The organism is Haoranjiania flava, assembly GCF_025631005.1.
In the GTDB taxonomy this organism is placed as follows: Bacteria; Bacteroidota; Bacteroidia; order Chitinophagales; family Chitinophagaceae; genus Haoranjiania; species Haoranjiania flava.
In genome coordinates this window covers 1-16,059 of the sequence record NZ_JAOTPL010000024.1, presented here as the reverse complement: position 1 = coordinate 16,059, position 16,059 = coordinate 1, and the positions used below count along the sequence as shown (strand labels likewise).

Genomic DNA, 16,059 nt, shown 5'->3' with positions numbered 1-16,059 from the left:
CTTTATATTTGTCCTCATACTTCAACAAACAGCCTGGAGATCAGTCAATAACGGTAAAAATTAATATTTTAAGACATTTACGGGAGATTTTCATCAGAAAAACAGTTGACAGATAATAAAAGCTGAAACAACAATAAAAAACACTGAATATGAAACATAAAAAACACGCTAATAATATGGAAGAAATGGCAGAGAACACTGAAAAAGTTGACAAAACTGCAAATGAGCATCAGCCTGCATCCGGGAATGAAAATGTTGATGACAACAGTGCTGAAAGCAGCGGCGATGTGAATGAAGGAAATGATGTGCTCATAGACGAGTTGCAAACTGAAATCAATGACCAGAAAAACAAGTATGTGCGCCTGATGGCGGAATTTGAAAATTATAAAAGAAGAACCAACCAGGAAAAGCTGGACATTATCCAGACAGCCGGCAAAGATATTTTAATATCCATGCTTGAAATACTGGACGACATGGACAGGGCTGAGAAACAAATTGAACAGGACACCGATCTTGACCATGTGAAAGAAGGCGTGATGCTGATATTCAACAAATTCAGGAACATGATGGCTGCTAAAGGTGTGAAATCCATTGATACGCTTAATGCTGATTTCGATACAGAAATGCATGAAGCCATTGCCAATGTACCTGCACCTTCTCCGGAAATGACCGGAAAAATTATTGATGAAGTGCAGAAAGGTTACACATTGAACGATAAAATCATTCGCTTCCCGAAAGTGGTTGTTGGCAATTAAAATTAGTGCTGAAAGAAAAATAAAATGAGCAAAAGAGATTACTACGATATATTAAGTGTATCCAAATCTGCCACAGCGGACGAGATAAAAAAAGCTTACCGTAAGGTTGCCATGAAATATCATCCCGACAGGAACCCGGGCGATAAGGAAGCAGAAAACAAATTTAAGGAAGCTGCAGAAGCATACGAAATATTGAGCGACGAAAATAAGCGTGCTAAATACGACCGCTACGGCCACCAGGCTTTCGGGCCTGGCACAGAAGGCTTTGGCGCCGGAGGTATGAATATGGATGATATATTCAGCCATTTCGGTGATATTTTCGGCGGTGGCGGCTTCGGGGATTTCTTCGGTGGAGGCGGGTATACCAGCCGCCAGCGTGGCAGAGGCACACGAGGCAACAACCTGCGCGTAAAGATAAAACTTACTTATGAAGAGATTGCCAACGGAGTTACCAAAAGCATCAAGGTAAAAAAATATGTAGCCTGTAATACCTGCAACGGTTCAGGCGCTAAAGACAAGGGCAGCATACAGGAGTGCCGTACCTGCCATGGCTCCGGCCAGGTGAGGCAGGTGACCAATACTTTCCTGGGGCAAATGCAAACCGTAACCACTTGCCCTACATGTAACGGCGAAGGATCTACCATCACAGCAAGCTGCCATTCCTGCAAAGGGGAAGGCAGGGTCTATGGTGATGAAACCATAGAAATAAAAGTTCCCGCAGGCGTTCAGGAAGGCATGCAACTGAGTATGTCCGGCAAAGGCAATGCCGGGGAGCGCGGCGGCACAAGCGGCGACCTCATTATTCTTATTGAAGAAGAAAAGCATGCTGAATTGCAGCGCGATGGTATGAACGTAGGCTATGAATTGCACATATCTTTCCCCGAAGCTGTATTCGGCACCAGCATTGAGGTGCCAACGATTGACGGCAGGGCCAAAATAAAAATCCCGCCCGGAACGCAGAGCGGAAAAATATTCCGCCTGAAGGGCAAAGGCTTCCCGGATATAAACAGTTACGGCAGAGGAGACCAGCTGGTGCATGTAAATATCTGGACGCCACAGCATGTTTCAGAAGAGGAAAGAGATGCTCTGGAAAGAATGATGGACAGCGACAATTTTAAGCCTCATCCCGGGAAAACAGAGAAAAACTTTTTTGATAAAATAAAAGATATTTTCAGTTAACCGTTTCGCCGCAACGCCTGTTGCCGGCAAAAATAATCTCTTACAGAAAGCAAAAGATGCATGTGTAACCATATGTTTCTTTTGCTTTTTTTGTTTCATTTCCAGTAGGTTTACTGAGCATAATTCGTTATTTTTGAGAAAACGCCTGACTTTGTATGAGTACTGATGTTTGGAAAGAAAATGATCCGTATGCCGCTAAATGGAAGTCCAAACTTGTGCTGTTTTTTATAGTTGTTTTTGCTTCGCTGGTTATCCTCAATTTCTTTATGCCGGAAGATTTTCCGGACAACAATTACAACGTGATGCTGCTGGTATTGCTGGCCATCGGTTTTTGGGTAGCTGATGTATTCCCGCCGTTTGCCGTCAGTATGTTTGTGATAGGTTATTCGGTTTATTTTCTCGACGAATTTTCACTTATGAGCGGTGTGTCGGAAGACTGGCAAAGCTATACTTCCACGTGGGCGAGCCCTGTGATCTGGATCATGATGGGCGGCTTCTTTGTTTCTTTAGGCATCAACCTTACCGGGCTTGATAAGCGTATAGCCAACTTTTCCATTAAGCTGTTTGGTACAAAACCGCGCATCTTCCTGTTGGGAGTCATGCTGCTCACTGTTTTCTTTTCCATCGCTATCTCTAACACAGCTACAGCCGCGCTGATGATCGCAGTGATTACGCCACTGCTGCAGAGGCTGGGCAAGCACGAGCCCTTTAACAGGAGCCTGGTGCTGGGCGTGGCATTTGCAGCCAGTTTCGGCGGGTTGACAACCATTCCGGGCAGCCCCGTTAATGCTATTGCTGCGGATGCAGCCTCTGCACAGGGCCGGCATATATCCTATATGGACTGGTTCGGCATCGGTATGCCGCTGTGCCTGTTTTTTACGCTTGCAGCCTGGCTGATTTTGTCTTACGTTTTCAAGCCGGAAGTATCTTCTATACCCAAGGTCAAAAGCAACTATGAAATATCGCAGCTTTCGCGCAAAGAATGGATCGTGATCATTACGCTGCTTATTACTATTTCTTTATGGCTTACCACATCTATCACTAAAATACCAGTTGCAGCCGTATCCTTTCTGCCGATGATGATCCTTTCAATCTCGGGTATAATTCAGCAGCAACATATACGGCTGATATCGTGGGATACGCTGTTGCTGGTGGCGGGCGGGTTAACGCTTGGCATGGCTGCTTCCAACACGGGTCTTCTGGACTATGCATCCTCCAAGATCAGCCTGCCTGAAAATAAAATGTCTGCGCTTATTTTCATGGGTTACATTACTGTAATGTTGTCGAACTTTATGAGTAGTACGGCTACTGCAAGCATCCTTATTCCACTGGTAAATACACTGATCCCCAACGATGTAATACTCGTATCCATGGTCACAGCCATGTGTTGTTCGCTAGGCATCTTGCTGCCCATCAGTACACCTCCTAATGCTATAGCTCTATCCACAGGCTACATTAAGCAGCAACACTTTTCTTTTGTGGCATTATTCGCCATCCTTGCAGGCCCTCCCGTTATTTGCTACTCACTGGTTTGGTGGCTGGGTAGTGGCTGATAATCAGCGTGTTATTTTAAAAAAATATTTTTTCTTTTAATTTTTTAATTATATTTGTTATGTGAAGGGTGAAGTGATTTTCTTAAACTATTATACATATGCAACTCTCCTAAGAATTCCGGCTCCCGGCCGAATTTTTAAAACGGACACATGTGGCCATAGCGAAAAAACAGATAGAAAACCATTAAGATGACGGTTCTTAGGCTAAGCCGTTATTGAGTTAAAAACCTAAGATTTTTGAGTATTACATTTGACAAATGAAAATAGCCGCCAAGCAGCGCACAAACAAGCACTCATGAAAATCTACAATTCCCTTGACCCCATGCAGCAGGCATATTGTTTCATTACGCTTATAAGTGCCGGACTGATACTTATCAAACTCATTGCTTATCTGCTGAAATATAGGCCTATCAACGATTTTGATTCCTATTTTCATTTCAATGACCACCCTGAAACGCAGGAGCCTGAAGGGATTATCAGCATTAAAAACCTGGTGAACTTTATGCTGGTATTCGGCATTACAGGCCTTGGTGCCAGCTTTGTACTCGCAAACAGGTTTATTGTACTGCTTTTTTCTATCGCTGCAGGCTTTATTATTTTGTTTCTTTATCACAAACTGGTGCGCAAAAAAATATAAATTGCTTTTAAAGTTTTTAGCCGTAATTTGTTGTTTAATTTTTTGGCATGTTTATCAATCTTATAGTAGCTGTATCTGAAAATATGGCAATCGGCAAGAACAACCAGATGCTGTGGCATTTACCGGAAGACTTCCGTTATTTTAAAAATGTTACCTACGGTATGCCCGTGCTCATGGGCAGAAGAACTTTTGGTTCACTCAACAATAAACCTTTGCCCGGCAGGATCAACATAGTGCTTTCGCGGCAGAAAGATTTGAAAGCAGAAGGCGCCGTACTGGTAGATAAAATAGACAAAGCTCTGTTCATTGCCAAAGAGCACGATTACAACCAGCTTTTCGTGGTCGGCGGCGGCGACCTCTACAGGCAAATACTGCCAAAGGCACACAGGCTCTATATTACAAGGGTTAAAGCACATTTCCCCGAAGCAGATACTTTCTTTCCTTCCTTTAATGAAAAAGATTTTAAACTGGTTTCTGAACAAAAACACCATGCCGATGAAAAGCATGCATACGATTACAGTTTTGAAGTGTGGGAAAGAAAATAACGGATGCTCATCCGCTGATTTTCAGCCTATATTAAATCAGCCCATAGAAATAGCCGAAATTATTCTTACTTTTGCGGCTCAAAAATCTATAAGTAATGGCATTACAGGCAGGTATTGTGGGTCTTCCCAATGTAGGTAAATCAACACTTTTCAATGCATTGAGCAATGCTAAGGCGCAGGCAGCAAATTTTCCGTTTTGCACAATAGAGCCGAACGTGGGCGTGATCACCGTGCCAGATCAGCGTTTATTTGAACTGGAAAAACTGGTGAAGCCAAACAGGGTAGTACCTACAACCGTTGAAATTGTAGATATTGCAGGCCTTGTAAAAGGCGCCAGTAAAGGGGAGGGTTTGGGCAACCAGTTCCTGGGCAACATCCGTGCTACAGATGCTATCATCCACGTGGTGCGCTGTTTTGAAGATGATAATGTAATACACGTAGACGGCAATGTAAACCCCGTACGCGACAAAGAAATCATTGATACAGAACTGCAGTTGAAAGACCTGGATACCGTAGAGAAAAATATTTCCAAGCTGGAGAAGCAAAGCAAAGGTGGCGGAGACAAAGAAGCAGCACGCGGCCTGGAGATTGTAAAACAGTTAAAAGACCACCTGGAACAGGGGAAAAACGCCCGCTCTTTTGACATTATAGATGAAGAGAAAGAAAAGTTTATAGATACCATGTTCCTGCTTACGTCTAAACCGGTGATCTATGTGTGCAATGTAGATGAAAAATCCGTGATCTCCGGGAACCAGCATACACAGGCTTTACTGGATGCTGTTGAGAATGAAAAAGCAGAAGTGCTGCTCATCAGCGCTGCCATTGAAAGCGAGATTGCCGCTATGGACAGCTATGAAGACAGGCAGCTTTTCCTGGAAGATATGGGCCTGCATGAAAGCGGCGTTGCGAGGCTGATCACTGCAACTTACAAACTGCTGAACCTTGCCACTTACTTTACTGCCGGTGTGCAGGAAGTACGTGCCTGGACCATCACCAAAGGGGATACCGCCCCACAAGCTGCCGGGGTGATACACACTGATTTTGAGAAAGGGTTTATCCGCGCGGAAGTGATCAAGTATGAAGACTTCATTAAATACAAGTCAGAAGCGGCCTGCAGGGAAAACGGCAAACTTTCCGTACAGGGCAAGGCTTACGTGGTAGAAGATGGCGACATCATGCACTTCCTGTTCAATGTATAGTTACCCCGTAAATATTTCACTCAGCAATTCATAAGACCGCAGCCTTGCTGCATGATCGTAAATGTGCGCGGTAAACATTACCTCATCAACTCCTGATCTTTTTATAAAAGTATCAAGCTGGGATTGTACCGAGCTTTTGTCCCCGATGAAAGTCATACTAAGCATCTGGGCGATTACGGTTTTCTCATATTCATTCAACACCTCATTAATATTTGCTACGGGCGGCATCAGCGGTACAGGCCTTCCTGAAATTACTCCTCTGAACATCAGGAATGCAGAGGAAGCAATGAACTCCGCCTCTTGTTGTGTGTCTGCAACTGCAGCGTTTACACAAGCTATTACATAAGGCTCCTGTAATTGTTTGGAAGGCTTGAACTCATTCCTGTAAATGTCAATTGCGGCTTCGAACTGGCGTGGTGCAAAGTGTGCAGCGAAAGCATAAGGCAGGCCCAGCTTAGCCGCAAGATGGGCGCTGTCTGTGCTGGAGCCTAAGATGTAAACAGGAACTTCTAAACCCTCGCCGGGTATGGCTCTCACGGCTTTAGTGACATCTTTAGGTGCAAAATAATGTTGCAGTTCTTCTATGTTATCTTTAAAGCTCAGGATAGCGGCTTCTTCCCTGCGCAAAGCTCTTGCAGTAATGCGGTCTGTACCTGGCGCCCTGCCCAAGCCAAGGTCTATTCTGCCGGGATACAATGTTTCCAGTGTTCCGAATTGTTCGGCAACAATTAGTGGCACATGATTGGGCAGCATAATGCCTCCAGAACCTACACGTATTTTTTTTGTACCGCCTGCAATATAACCGATCAGCACTACAGTAGCCGAACTTGCTATGGAGGATGCATTGTGGTGTTCTGCCAGCCAGAAGCGCGTATAGCCCAGCTTCTCAGCATGTTGTGCCAGTTCCAGTGCATTCTTTAAGGATGTGGCAGCCGATCCGTTTTCGGTAATTACCGCCAATTCAAGGATTGAAAATTTTGTATTTTCCATCCTCTGAAATTAGTGCATTACTGTTAATAAAAAAGGTTAATTTTATCGGAAATAATATCTGTAAATGGTTACCATCATGCACTTTCAGCATCCTAATGAAACAGTTGTAGTAAAACATCTGTTGGAGCTGGAAGGTATTCCCTGTTTTTTAAAAGATGAAGCTATGACACAGGTCATGCCTTTCTATACGTTTGCATCTGGTGGCGTGCAGTTACAGGTGCGCAAAGAAGATATTACGAAAGCTGTGGAGGCTTTGAAAAACGGCGGCTTTATTAAAGAAGCGTATGAGACATTGCCGCTTGCTGAATGGATTGACAACTATGCACAGGGATTGCCTGTGGTAAGAACATTACCCAAGCGCAAAAGAATCATCATAGCTGCCATCTGCCTGGCCTTTATGATCCTCATTGCTTTGATTTTCATATAGGCCTCATGTGATCTGCCCATAATATGCACATGTAGTTTTTTAATTTATTTCCCGGTAATCAGGAAAACCAAAAATTGTAATGCCGGATGATTATGCTGCTTTATATAAAAAAATAAGCCCCCGTGAAGACAGGGGCCGCAACCAAAACTAACTGCTTATGAGAAAAAATTTATAATAAGGTGTTTTTTATCCCTTTATTGCTTAGCAAAAGTATATAGAATTTCAATAGGAAAAATATGATTTTAATCAGTTGATTACTTGCTTAAACGCATACTTCTCTCTTTGTACAATGTACGGAAATAAGGATCGCGCAGATCCTTGATGAAACGTATGGCTTCTCCGGTGCTTTTCATTTCAGGGCCGAGTTCCTTGTTTACATTCGGAAATTTTTCAAAACTGAATACCGGCTCTTTAATGGCATACCCAGTAAGTTTTTTATCAATTTTAAAGTCTTTTAATTTGGCCTCTTCCAGCATGATTTTCGTAGCAATGTTCAGGAAAGGTACGCCATAAGCTTTTGCTATGAAGGGTGTGGTGCGGCTGGCGCGGGGGTTTGCTTCAATTACAAATACATTCCCGTCTTTAATGGCAAACTGGATATTTATAAGCCCTTTGATATTTAATGCACGTGCAATTTTTTCTGCGTAAAGCTCCATGGTGGTCACTTCCATGGGAGAGAGGTTAAATGCGGGCAGTACGGCATTGCTGTCGCCGCTGTGGATACCTGCCGGTTCAATGTGTTCCATTACGCCCATTACCATAAAATCATCGCCGTCAAAAATAGCGTCTATTTCTGCTTCCTGGCACCTGTCTAAGAAATGGTCGATAAGGATATTATTATCCGGAATGTGTTTTAGTAAATTTACAACTGCGCTTTCCAGTTCTTCATCATTGATCACTATGCGCATTCTCTGTCCGCCAAGCACGTAGCTGGGGCGCACCAGCACCGGGTAACCAACCTGGTTGGCTACTTCAATAGCTTCATCTGCTGTAAATGCGGTGCCATACTCGGGGTAGGGAATATTAAGCTCTTTCAAGAGGCCGCTGAACCTGCCCCTGTCTTCGGCAATATCCATATTATCAAAAGATGTCCCGATGATCCTGATGCCTCTCTCATGTAATTTTTTAGCGAGTTTCAAAGCTGTCTGGCCGCCAAGCTGCACAATCACGCCTTCCGGTTTTTCAAGTTCTATGATATCCCATAAATGTTCCCAGAATACCGGCTCAAAGTATAGTTTATCAGCCACATCAAAATCTGTAGAGACTGTTTCGGGATTACAGTTGATCATGATGGCTTCATAGCCACACTCTTTTATAGCCAGCAGGCCGTGTACACAACAATAGTCAAACTCAATGCCCTGGCCTATCCTGTTGGGGCCGCTGCCTAAAACAATTATTTTCTTTTTAGAAGAGGGTACAGACTCGTTGGAGATGATGTTAATATTGCTCATTTTCAAATTTGGTTGCGCAAATTTACTTTAAAAAATCTTTTTTACACGAGGCCCTTGCAAATATCTTTTACGATACCGGGCCCCTGGTAAATAAAGCCGGTGTAAACCTGTATCAGCGCCGCTCCGGCATTTAATTTCTCTCTGGCATCATCAGCGGTGAAAATGCCGCCGCTGGCAATGAGGGGTACAGTATTGGAAAGGCTATTGCGTAAATATTTTAAGACTGCTGTAGACCTGGCTTTCACCGGCTTTCCGCTTAAGCCGCCTGCGCCGATCTTATCGATTGCTGCTTTAGGCGTCACCAGGTTTTCGCGAGAGATGGTAGTGTTTGTAGCTACCAGCCCGTCTAACTGCAGGTCGCCTGTCAGCTGCACTATATCGTCTAACTGCTCATTGGTAAGGTCGGGCGCAATTTTCAGCAGCAAAGGTTTAGGTTGGCTTTTTTGCAGGTTTACATTTTTTAATTCAGTAAAAATTTTAGCCAGGCTGTCTTTCTCCTGCAAAGCCCGGAGGCCGGGCGTGTTGGGCGAGCTTACGTTTACCACGAAATAATCTACTACATCAAAAAGCTGTTGGAAGCAGAAAACATAATCTTTCCAGGCATCTGCATTTTCTGTAACCTTGTTTTTGCCAATGTTGCCGCCGACAATCAAGCCGGTTTTTTTGCTGTTGTTACGCCACAGCTCCAGGCGTGTGCGTATGATCTCCGCGCCGTGATTGTTAAAGCCCATACGGTTGATCAGGGCTTTGTCCTGCGGCAGGCGGAAAGAACGGGGCCGGTCATTGCCGGGTTGTCCTTTGGGAGTAACAGTGCCTATCTCCACATGGCTGAACCCCAATGCCTGCAAGGATTCCAGGTACATGGCGTTCTTATCGAAACCGGCTGCAAGGCCCACGGGATTTTTAAATTTTAATCCGAATACTTCTTTTTCCAGAGAAGGATGAGTGAAATTAAAACGGTTGGCCAGTATTTTTTTGCCCAGTGCAGTTGCATGAATTTTTTCCAGGCTTTTCATGGAAAAGTTGTGTGCCTCTTCGGGCGGCAACATAAACATACAACTACGCAGAAAAGGATATAGCATGCGGTAGATTATTCAACAATTTGTACAGGTGATGTAGGTTCGTGATCGTCGTTTCTTTTGTGCAGGTAATGAATCGTCTTGCCTGCAAGATCCCTGAATGCCGCTTTGGTGATTTCATCGTCGCCTGCTACAACAGGCACGCCTTTGTCGCCGCCTTCGCGTATAGCCTGTACAATGGGTATCTGCCCCAGCAGGTTTACATCGTATTCGCTTGCCAGGTTTTTGCCGCCGTCTTTTCCGAATATATAATATTTGTTGTCCGGTAATTCTGCCGGCGTGAAATAAGCCATATTTTCTACAATACCCAGTATAGGCACGTTAACCTGTGCCTGGCCAAACATGGCTATGCCTTTCTTGGCATCTGCCAGCGCCACATCCTGCGGGGTAGTTACAATGACTACACCTGTCAGCGGGATGGTCTGCAACAGCGTAAGGTGTATATCTCCTGTGCCGGGTGGCATGTCTATCACCAGTATATCCAGTTCGCCCCATTCCACATCGGTTACAAACTGTTTAATGGCGCTGCTGGCCATTGGCCCGCGCCAAACCACAGCCTGCTTCTCATCAACCAGGAAGCCGATGCTCATAATTTTAAGCCCGTATTTTTCTATGGGAATGATCTTGCCTTTGCCACTCTCATCTTCTTTCATCATCGGCCTTTCACCTCTTAATCCAAACATCATCGGCATACTTGGCCCGTAGATATCTGCATCCATCAACCCAATCGTGGCGCCGCTTGCAGACAAGGCCAGTGCCAGGTTAGCAGCCACAGTGCTTTTGCCTACGCCACCTTTACCACTCACTACGGCAATAATATTTTTTACGCCAGGGAGGGGGTTTGCACTTGATGGCGCAGGCGCTTTCTTAGCCATGGTAGGCCTGAAAGTGACGTTTACCTGTGCATCTTTATCTACGTGTTTCAGGATTGCCTCCTCGCAGGCTGCATTCAGCCTGCCTTTTGTTTCAGCATCGGGAGCGCCGATCTCTATTATAAAAAAAACATTCTTATTGTGGATATGAATGTCTTTGACCATGCGTTCGCTAATAATATCTTTACCGGTTGCGGGATTGATTACTGTCTGAAGGGCCTGTAATATTTCACTCTCTGTCATTTCTTCGAATTGTTAAATTAATCGGATATTTGCAAAAATAACAATTGCTAAGGTATCTAATAGTTATTTTAAAGTAATTTTATTGTTGATCCTTAACATCCAGACTTAGTGAAGCATTTATTTCAGCATATATTTGTGTTTTGTGCAATGGTTTTGATTTGCAGTTACACTTACGCCCAGAAAAAAGATATCCAGTCGCTAAATAAAGAAGTAGTGCAACTGTACGGGGTGCTAACTACTGAGCAAAACCAGCCTTTGCCGCAGGCGAGCGTATTTGTAGAAGGAACAAAAAGAGGTACACTTACCAATGAGAGAGGTATTTATTCCATCGTAGTTTCTAAAGGGGATAAAGTGCGTTTTTCGTTTATAGGTTTTAAAGATGCTATTGTTTCCATACCGCATACGGTGGTTTCCGCAACTTATAATATTGATTTTAAACTCGTGGAAGATACTACCGTGCTGCCCACTACTTTTATACGCTCACTGCCAAGCCCGGCCCAGTTTACCCGTGATTTCCTTGCAGCAAGGGCCGACCTTACGTCGTTTGATATAGCACAATACAATGTGCGCAGGGAAGTACTGTTAAGCATGGCTGCCAACATACCCAGGGACGGCCGTGAGGCTTCAAGTGCCCAGGTCGTGAGCCAGATACCCGGTGTAGCGAATTTTGGCAGGGGAGCACAGACTACTAATTTTCTGAGGCCATCCTCCTGGAACAGTTTTGTAAAGGAATGGAAAGAAGGCGGTACATCCAGAAACTAAAGCATAAACCTTCTCATCATATCTTTGCGCAAAGCTTCCGGCGCGCCTTCCATTACCTTATTTATTGCTTTTTGCATATCGGCGGTTGTAGACCTTTTTCCTTTTACAGAAAAATTTAATTGTTCATCAGGGATCTTTTTCGCAAAAACTTTGGTGGCAAACCAGGTAACATTTTCATGCGGCAGAGCCACGCCAAGTATAGTGCCGGGCAGGCCGTTGAAGCTTTCGGGGCCTACGGAAGGGATGATCTGATTTGTAAAGAATGCCACCACATACACAGAATCAAACATGAGCCCGTTTGCTCTGCGGCACTGAAAGCCTGCAATATCGCGGTATTCATCAGTAATTTTCCAGATAAATTTTCTTGTGGAATCTTCCACAATGAAGTTCTCTTCAAAGAATTTTCTCTTGGTAACTGACTTGCCTGTACTCAGGTCTGTATGTATGATGTTTTCATTGCCCAGCGTCAGTGCAGGATTGAACATCTGGCTGTTGGCAAATTCATTTGGGTTTTCTAACTGGTACAATGACCTGGATTCATTAAAATTGAGGGTATAATTAATGGTTTTAAACTGTGGGTTGTTTTTTTTGTAAGCTTCCGCAAATTGTTTTGCCCATTCATTGTCATTCATGGATTTATCTAAAAGCGCATAGACATTTATTTTTTTCTCGTAGGTAACGCTTCCTTCCCTGAGAAAAGCCCCATTCTGTGCAAACAGACTGGCAGAAAAGCATAATGTAATCAGTGTGGTTAAGTATCTCATGTTAAAAATTGATTAGTTAGAAGCACCGGCCCCGGCTTTATTGAAATCATATACAAAAGAGAGCAGCATATGCCTGCCGATGGTAGTATTGTACTTTTGTGTTATTGTATTGTTGTATGCCGATCTTGAAAATCCGTTATTCTGGTTAAGGATATCTTTCGCTGTCAGTATCAATTGCATATTATCTTTTTTCCCGAATTTTTTTATGAGGTAGGCATCCCATGTAAATCTTTCAAAGTTCTCATTGAAAGAGACTGTTTTCTGTTGCCAGAAATATTGGGCATCTGATCTTACAATGAATTTTTTGGTTATGTAGTAGCGCAGGTTCCCGCGTAAAGTGTAGCTGAAGCCATTGTTGTTAATACGTTCCTGCAGGCTTGATTTGTTGATGTTATAACTTAAATTGTAACTTACGCCAAAATCATAAGCATCATTTTTATACTTGTCTAATCTTTGGCCGATACCATAAGAAGATGAAGTGGTTTTATTCAATACATCATTGATATAATTTACATATTCATTGCCCCTTGTTTCAATATCTACAGAATACCTGATATCCCATAATTTAGGGAATTTGCGCCCGTACCAGATGCTGAGATTGTACCCGGGATTGTAGTTTTCTTTCAGGTTAAAGTATTTATAGGTATTTACACCTTTATCGTCTGTGAGTACATTTGTAACGATCGGATTCATGGTCATCTGGTAATTGCCCCAAAATCCGAATGCTCTTTCAGTCATTACTTTATACGTGAAATACGAGGCATTTAACGAATGTCTGAAGGAAGGCCTTAATTCCGGGTTGCCGATAAAAATATTTAACGGATCATCATTTACAAACAACGGCTGCAGCTGGTTTATGCTGGGCTGATTTGTGTTGCCGTTATAATTTATCTCCACTCTTTTTTGCTGGGATGCACGGTAGCTGAATCTTGCTGAAGGGAACCAATTCACAAAGTTTCTTTCAAGGCTGCCCCTGTTGCGGAAAAGGTCTGTTTGTTTGTAGTTTACGGCACTTAAATCTGTTCCTACATTAAATAGGATCTTATTTTTTTTATAATTTAATGCCATACCGCCGCGGTGGTTGTACTGGTCAAATGAATATCGGTTGCTGTAAGTAGAATCAATCTTACTATAGTTTTCTTCAGCATCCTTATTGTATGATAAGCGCGCAGAGTTTGATTTATAAATATTGTAGCCGTAGTTGGAAACCAGCGTGAACTGTTCATTTAAGGGCTCGGTATACATTACTTTAGAAGTTATATTGGAAGACTTGCTGTTGTTGTCTTTTAACTGGTCAATTGTTTGAGAATTGATAATAGTATTGGTTGAGTCGTAGAAATTGCTATTGGATAAAAGGTTTCCGTGTGTGTTTTCGTCAAAAATATTTGTAGCAATATTTCCACTGATTGTCCTTCCTTTCTTTTTAAATTTTCTCTGGTAGTACATATTGGCGCCAAACGAATTCCTGGTGCCTTCATTGGAAAGGTCTCTTTTATTGTCGTTCAGCATAGAGCTGTCTTCCCTGCGGCTCAGTGTTTCATAATGGTTGTCCGAAGAAGTATTTGCAAAGCTTCCTGAGGCCGATATTTTAAACATAGATGCAGTATCTGGCTTTAATTCATAAACTGCATCGGCTTTTTGCCGGAAAAGATTGCTGGAATAATTATTGTTGCTTTCAGAGAAAATAACCCTGTCTGGCAGATTGTTTTGTGTCAGTGTGTTTGAAGATCCATATTTCGCGATCCGTCCAATTTTGTAGTTTCCGTTTATGAACTGTTTGTCTTCATTCCACTTATTATCATAATGCAATCCTCCTGACTGCACATCGGGGTATCCATTGCCGTTATATCTGCCGCCCCAGTCCAGTTCACTGTCTCCTCCGGAACCCATAAACATGATTCCGCCATCGTCAGTTACTTCCATATTAGCGCCTGATGAGCCGTATTTCATTGCATCGCTCCAGTTCAATCCAACGTCTCCTGTGTTGGCAAACGTACCGTAAGCAGAAAATTTGCGTTTAGATTTAAAGCTGTTGAACATTGTCTGGCCATAATAATATCCTTTTCCTTTATTGAGGTCTTCTGCACCGCCTCCCACATCTATTTTCCCGAAATAGCCTTTTTTCTGATCATCTTTTAGTTTAATGTTCACCGTCTTATCCCTTACACCATCGTCGATGCCGGTAAATGCAGCCTGGTCACTGGTCTTATCATAAAGCTGTACCTTATCAACCATGGATGCTTTGATATTTTTGGTGACAAGGGTAGGGTCGTCTCCGAAGAACTCTTCTCCATCTACCAGAACTTTTTTTATGGTTTGTCCCTGTGCAGTTATGTTGCCGTTTTGGTCTACCTGGAAGCCCGGCAGCCGCTTCAACAGCTCTTCCACATTGGCATTGGCATCTACTTTAAAGCTGTCTGCTGTAAACTCGGTAGTATCTCCTTTAATGCGTATCGCTGTATTTGCATGCACAATCACATCAGTCAATAAAGCCGTTTTTGTGATCAGGTCTACATCCCCAAAATCTTTAGATTGTTCAACCGCATTTATGGTAAATGCTTCTGTGTAGTCTGCATAGTTAGGATAGGTTACCAGTAAAATATAATTTCCCGTATCTACGTTGCTGATGCGGAAACTGCCGTTCTTGTCTGTTCTTGCAAAACTATAAAGGATGGAATCTTTGGCTTTTAGTACAATTACAGAAGCATCAGCCAGGTTTGTTTTGTTGGCAGTGTCTTTAATTTTGCCCTGTAGCGTTCCCTTTTGTGCGTATAAACCGGAGATAGATGCAACCGAGAGCAGCACAAATAAATAAAATTTTAGCATAAGTAATTATTAGCTTTCTATGAAATGCTTATTGTTTCAATATGGTTGCCTTAGGGTGGTAACTAATGTATTAGGTAAATGTACACTAATTTTTGACATCTATATTTTTCAATAAAATATTTTTACGAAAGTTTTGTTAATCATTTTTTTCCAATGTAAAAATGTCTTCTACTTTTTTACCGAAATACCTGGCAATTTTTAGTGCAAGCACTGTGGAAGGCACGTACTTACCGGCTTCCATGGCGTTGATGGTTTGCCTGCTTACTGAAATTTTATTGGCCAGCTCTTCCTGTGTTATTCCTTTAATTGCGCGTTCTACTCTAATATTGTTTTTCATCCGTAAATCTTTTAATGTTTGGAGTGACCGGATATAGATTCTTGCTGATCATCATCGGGATGTGAAAATTTATGATGTTCGGTTTTATATGCAGATCTTTTAGAACTTAATAAAAGGTATTCAAACCGTAGTTCGTAAATTATAAGCAATAAAAACCAATTATACTGCAAATAAAGATCATGAATAGCTCCGCGTACAAAAAAATAAAAAATTATAAACATGGCATAGTAGACGAGTACTGCCCACAAGAGCGCATTCAATCTCATGCTGAAAGTATATTCATCTTCAACTTTTAATTTTGAAAATGCGGTAAGCAGCAAGCCAAACAAAATCAGCCCTCCCCAGATAATTAAATAAATATTTTCAAACTCATAATTGATTTTTAAGAAACCTAAATTTCCCATAGCATCATTGGTGACAAAACTTAATTTTGGTAACTT

The 16,059-nt window shown here is 42.6% G+C and carries 16 protein-coding genes; 8 read left to right on the top strand and 8 right to left on the bottom strand.

Translation table 11 applies throughout. The features are described from left to right. The first annotated feature begins 149 nt into the window (after nucleotides 1-149). From OD355_RS12575 to ychF, 6 genes are all read left to right on the top strand, one after another. Nucleotides 150-755: a nucleotide exchange factor GrpE gene (locus OD355_RS12575; RefSeq protein ID WP_263038842.1), complete on the top strand. Its 606-nt coding sequence runs from the start codon at nucleotides 150-152 to the stop codon at nucleotides 753-755. 24 nt (nucleotides 756-779) lie between these two features. Continuing rightward, nucleotides 780-1,934: a molecular chaperone DnaJ gene (gene dnaJ, locus OD355_RS12570; protein ID WP_263038841.1), complete on the top strand. Its 1,155-nt coding sequence runs from the start codon at nucleotides 780-782 to the stop codon at nucleotides 1,932-1,934. Between the two features lie 155 nt (nucleotides 1,935-2,089). Next, entirely contained in the window at nucleotides 2,090-3,487 is a 1,398-nt protein-coding gene (locus OD355_RS12565; RefSeq protein WP_263038840.1) for an SLC13 family permease, read from the top strand. Nucleotides 3,488-3,782: 295 nt separating this feature from the next. Continuing rightward, nucleotides 3,783-4,124, top strand: coding sequence for a hypothetical protein (locus OD355_RS12560; RefSeq protein ID WP_263038839.1), 342 nt, complete (start codon nucleotides 3,783-3,785; stop codon nucleotides 4,122-4,124). Between the two features lie 47 nt (nucleotides 4,125-4,171). Next, nucleotides 4,172-4,669, top strand: coding sequence for a dihydrofolate reductase (locus OD355_RS12555; RefSeq protein WP_263038838.1), 498 nt, complete (start codon nucleotides 4,172-4,174; stop codon nucleotides 4,667-4,669). A gap of 95 nt (nucleotides 4,670-4,764) precedes the next feature. After that, the gene (gene ychF / locus OD355_RS12550) at nucleotides 4,765-5,868 is read left to right on the top strand and encodes a redox-regulated ATPase YchF (RefSeq protein ID WP_263038837.1); all 1,104 of its coding nucleotides are present in this window, start codon (nucleotides 4,765-4,767) and stop codon (nucleotides 5,866-5,868) included. Here ychF and OD355_RS12545 read toward each other — a convergent pair whose 3' ends face one another. Next, complete coding sequence (locus OD355_RS12545; protein WP_263038836.1) at nucleotides 5,869-6,858, bottom strand: LLM class flavin-dependent oxidoreductase; 990 nt, start codon at nucleotides 6,856-6,858, stop codon at nucleotides 5,869-5,871. It lies immediately after the preceding gene. Nucleotides 6,859-6,922: 64 nt separating this feature from the next. Between OD355_RS12545 and OD355_RS12540 the strand changes: the two genes are divergently transcribed. Then, a complete protein-coding gene (locus OD355_RS12540) occupies nucleotides 6,923-7,285 on the top strand; it encodes a DUF2007 domain-containing protein (RefSeq protein WP_263038835.1) in 363 nt (120 codons plus the stop codon). Between the two features lie 254 nt (nucleotides 7,286-7,539). On the opposite strand, the gene OD355_RS12535 is transcribed toward OD355_RS12540, so the two are convergent. The 3 genes from OD355_RS12535 to OD355_RS12525 are packed head-to-tail and all read right to left on the bottom strand — an operon-like array spanning nucleotide 7,540 to nucleotide 10,930. Continuing rightward, entirely contained in the window at nucleotides 7,540-8,736 is a 1,197-nt protein-coding gene (locus tag OD355_RS12535) for a carbamoyl phosphate synthase preATP-grasp domain-containing protein (protein ID WP_263038834.1), read from the bottom strand. Between the two features lie 41 nt (nucleotides 8,737-8,777). Continuing rightward, complete coding sequence (locus OD355_RS12530) at nucleotides 8,778-9,818, bottom strand: quinone-dependent dihydroorotate dehydrogenase (protein WP_263038833.1); 1,041 nt, start codon at nucleotides 9,816-9,818, stop codon at nucleotides 8,778-8,780. 8 nt (nucleotides 9,819-9,826) lie between these two features. Next, nucleotides 9,827-10,930 carry an Mrp/NBP35 family ATP-binding protein gene (locus tag OD355_RS12525; protein WP_263038832.1) on the bottom strand — a complete coding sequence of 368 codons (1,104 nt, stop codon included), beginning with the start codon at nucleotides 10,928-10,930 and terminating at the stop codon, nucleotides 9,827-9,829. Between the two features lie 147 nt (nucleotides 10,931-11,077). Here OD355_RS12525 and OD355_RS12520 point away from each other — a divergent pair, with 147 nt between their 5' ends. Beyond that, nucleotides 11,078-11,692, top strand: a complete 615-nt coding sequence (locus tag OD355_RS12520; protein WP_263038831.1) for a carboxypeptidase-like regulatory domain-containing protein — start codon at nucleotides 11,078-11,080, stop codon at nucleotides 11,690-11,692. Here the strand turns inward: OD355_RS12520 and OD355_RS12515 are convergent. The 4 genes from OD355_RS12515 to OD355_RS12500 form a co-directional block, all read right to left on the bottom strand. Next, complete coding sequence (locus OD355_RS12515) at nucleotides 11,689-12,456, bottom strand: GLPGLI family protein (protein ID WP_263038830.1); 768 nt, start codon at nucleotides 12,454-12,456, stop codon at nucleotides 11,689-11,691. The two genes, OD355_RS12520 and OD355_RS12515, sit on opposite strands and share 4 nt — an antisense overlap. A gap of 12 nt (nucleotides 12,457-12,468) precedes the next feature. Then, entirely contained in the window at nucleotides 12,469-15,282 is a 2,814-nt protein-coding gene (locus OD355_RS12510) for a TonB-dependent receptor (protein ID WP_263038829.1), read from the bottom strand. A gap of 136 nt (nucleotides 15,283-15,418) precedes the next feature. After that, the gene (locus OD355_RS12505) at nucleotides 15,419-15,619 is read right to left on the bottom strand and encodes a helix-turn-helix transcriptional regulator (RefSeq protein WP_263038828.1); all 201 of its coding nucleotides are present in this window, start codon (nucleotides 15,617-15,619) and stop codon (nucleotides 15,419-15,421) included. 11 nt (nucleotides 15,620-15,630) lie between these two features. Beyond that, nucleotides 15,631-16,059, bottom strand: a 429-nt coding sequence (locus OD355_RS12500) for a hypothetical protein (RefSeq protein ID WP_263038827.1), incomplete at its 5' end; no start/stop codon positions are given.

Bases quoted from the DNA above. Each gene is read 5' to 3' on its own strand.
- OD355_RS12575 (WP_263038842.1), top strand. From the start codon at position 150: ATGAAACATAAAAAACACGCTAATAATATGGAAGAAATGGCAGAGAAC.
- dnaJ (WP_263038841.1), top strand. From the start codon at position 780: ATGAGCAAAAGAGATTACTACGATATATTAAGTGTATCCAAATCTGCC.
- OD355_RS12565 (WP_263038840.1), top strand. From the start codon at position 2,090: ATGAGTACTGATGTTTGGAAAGAAAATGATCCGTATGCCGCTAAATGG.
- OD355_RS12560 (WP_263038839.1), top strand. From the start codon at position 3,783: ATGAAAATCTACAATTCCCTTGACCCCATGCAGCAGGCATATTGTTTC.
- OD355_RS12555 (WP_263038838.1), top strand. From the start codon at position 4,172: ATGTTTATCAATCTTATAGTAGCTGTATCTGAAAATATGGCAATCGGC.
- ychF (WP_263038837.1), top strand. From the start codon at position 4,765: ATGGCATTACAGGCAGGTATTGTGGGTCTTCCCAATGTAGGTAAATCA.
- OD355_RS12545 (WP_263038836.1), bottom strand. From the start codon at position 6,858: ATGGAAAATACAAAATTTTCAATCCTTGAATTGGCGGTAATTACCGAA.
- OD355_RS12540 (WP_263038835.1), top strand. From the start codon at position 6,923: ATGGTTACCATCATGCACTTTCAGCATCCTAATGAAACAGTTGTAGTA.
- OD355_RS12535 (WP_263038834.1), bottom strand. From the start codon at position 8,736: ATGAGCAATATTAACATCATCTCCAACGAGTCTGTACCCTCTTCTAAA.
- OD355_RS12530 (WP_263038833.1), bottom strand. From the start codon at position 9,818: ATGCTATATCCTTTTCTGCGTAGTTGTATGTTTATGTTGCCGCCCGAA.
- OD355_RS12525 (WP_263038832.1), bottom strand. From the start codon at position 10,930: ATGACAGAGAGTGAAATATTACAGGCCCTTCAGACAGTAATCAATCCC.
- OD355_RS12520 (WP_263038831.1), top strand. From the start codon at position 11,078: ATGGTTTTGATTTGCAGTTACACTTACGCCCAGAAAAAAGATATCCAG.
- OD355_RS12515 (WP_263038830.1), bottom strand. From the start codon at position 12,456: ATGAGATACTTAACCACACTGATTACATTATGCTTTTCTGCCAGTCTG.
- OD355_RS12510 (WP_263038829.1), bottom strand. From the start codon at position 15,282: ATGCTAAAATTTTATTTATTTGTGCTGCTCTCGGTTGCATCTATCTCC.
- OD355_RS12505 (WP_263038828.1), bottom strand. From the start codon at position 15,619: ATGAAAAACAATATTAGAGTAGAACGCGCAATTAAAGGAATAACACAG.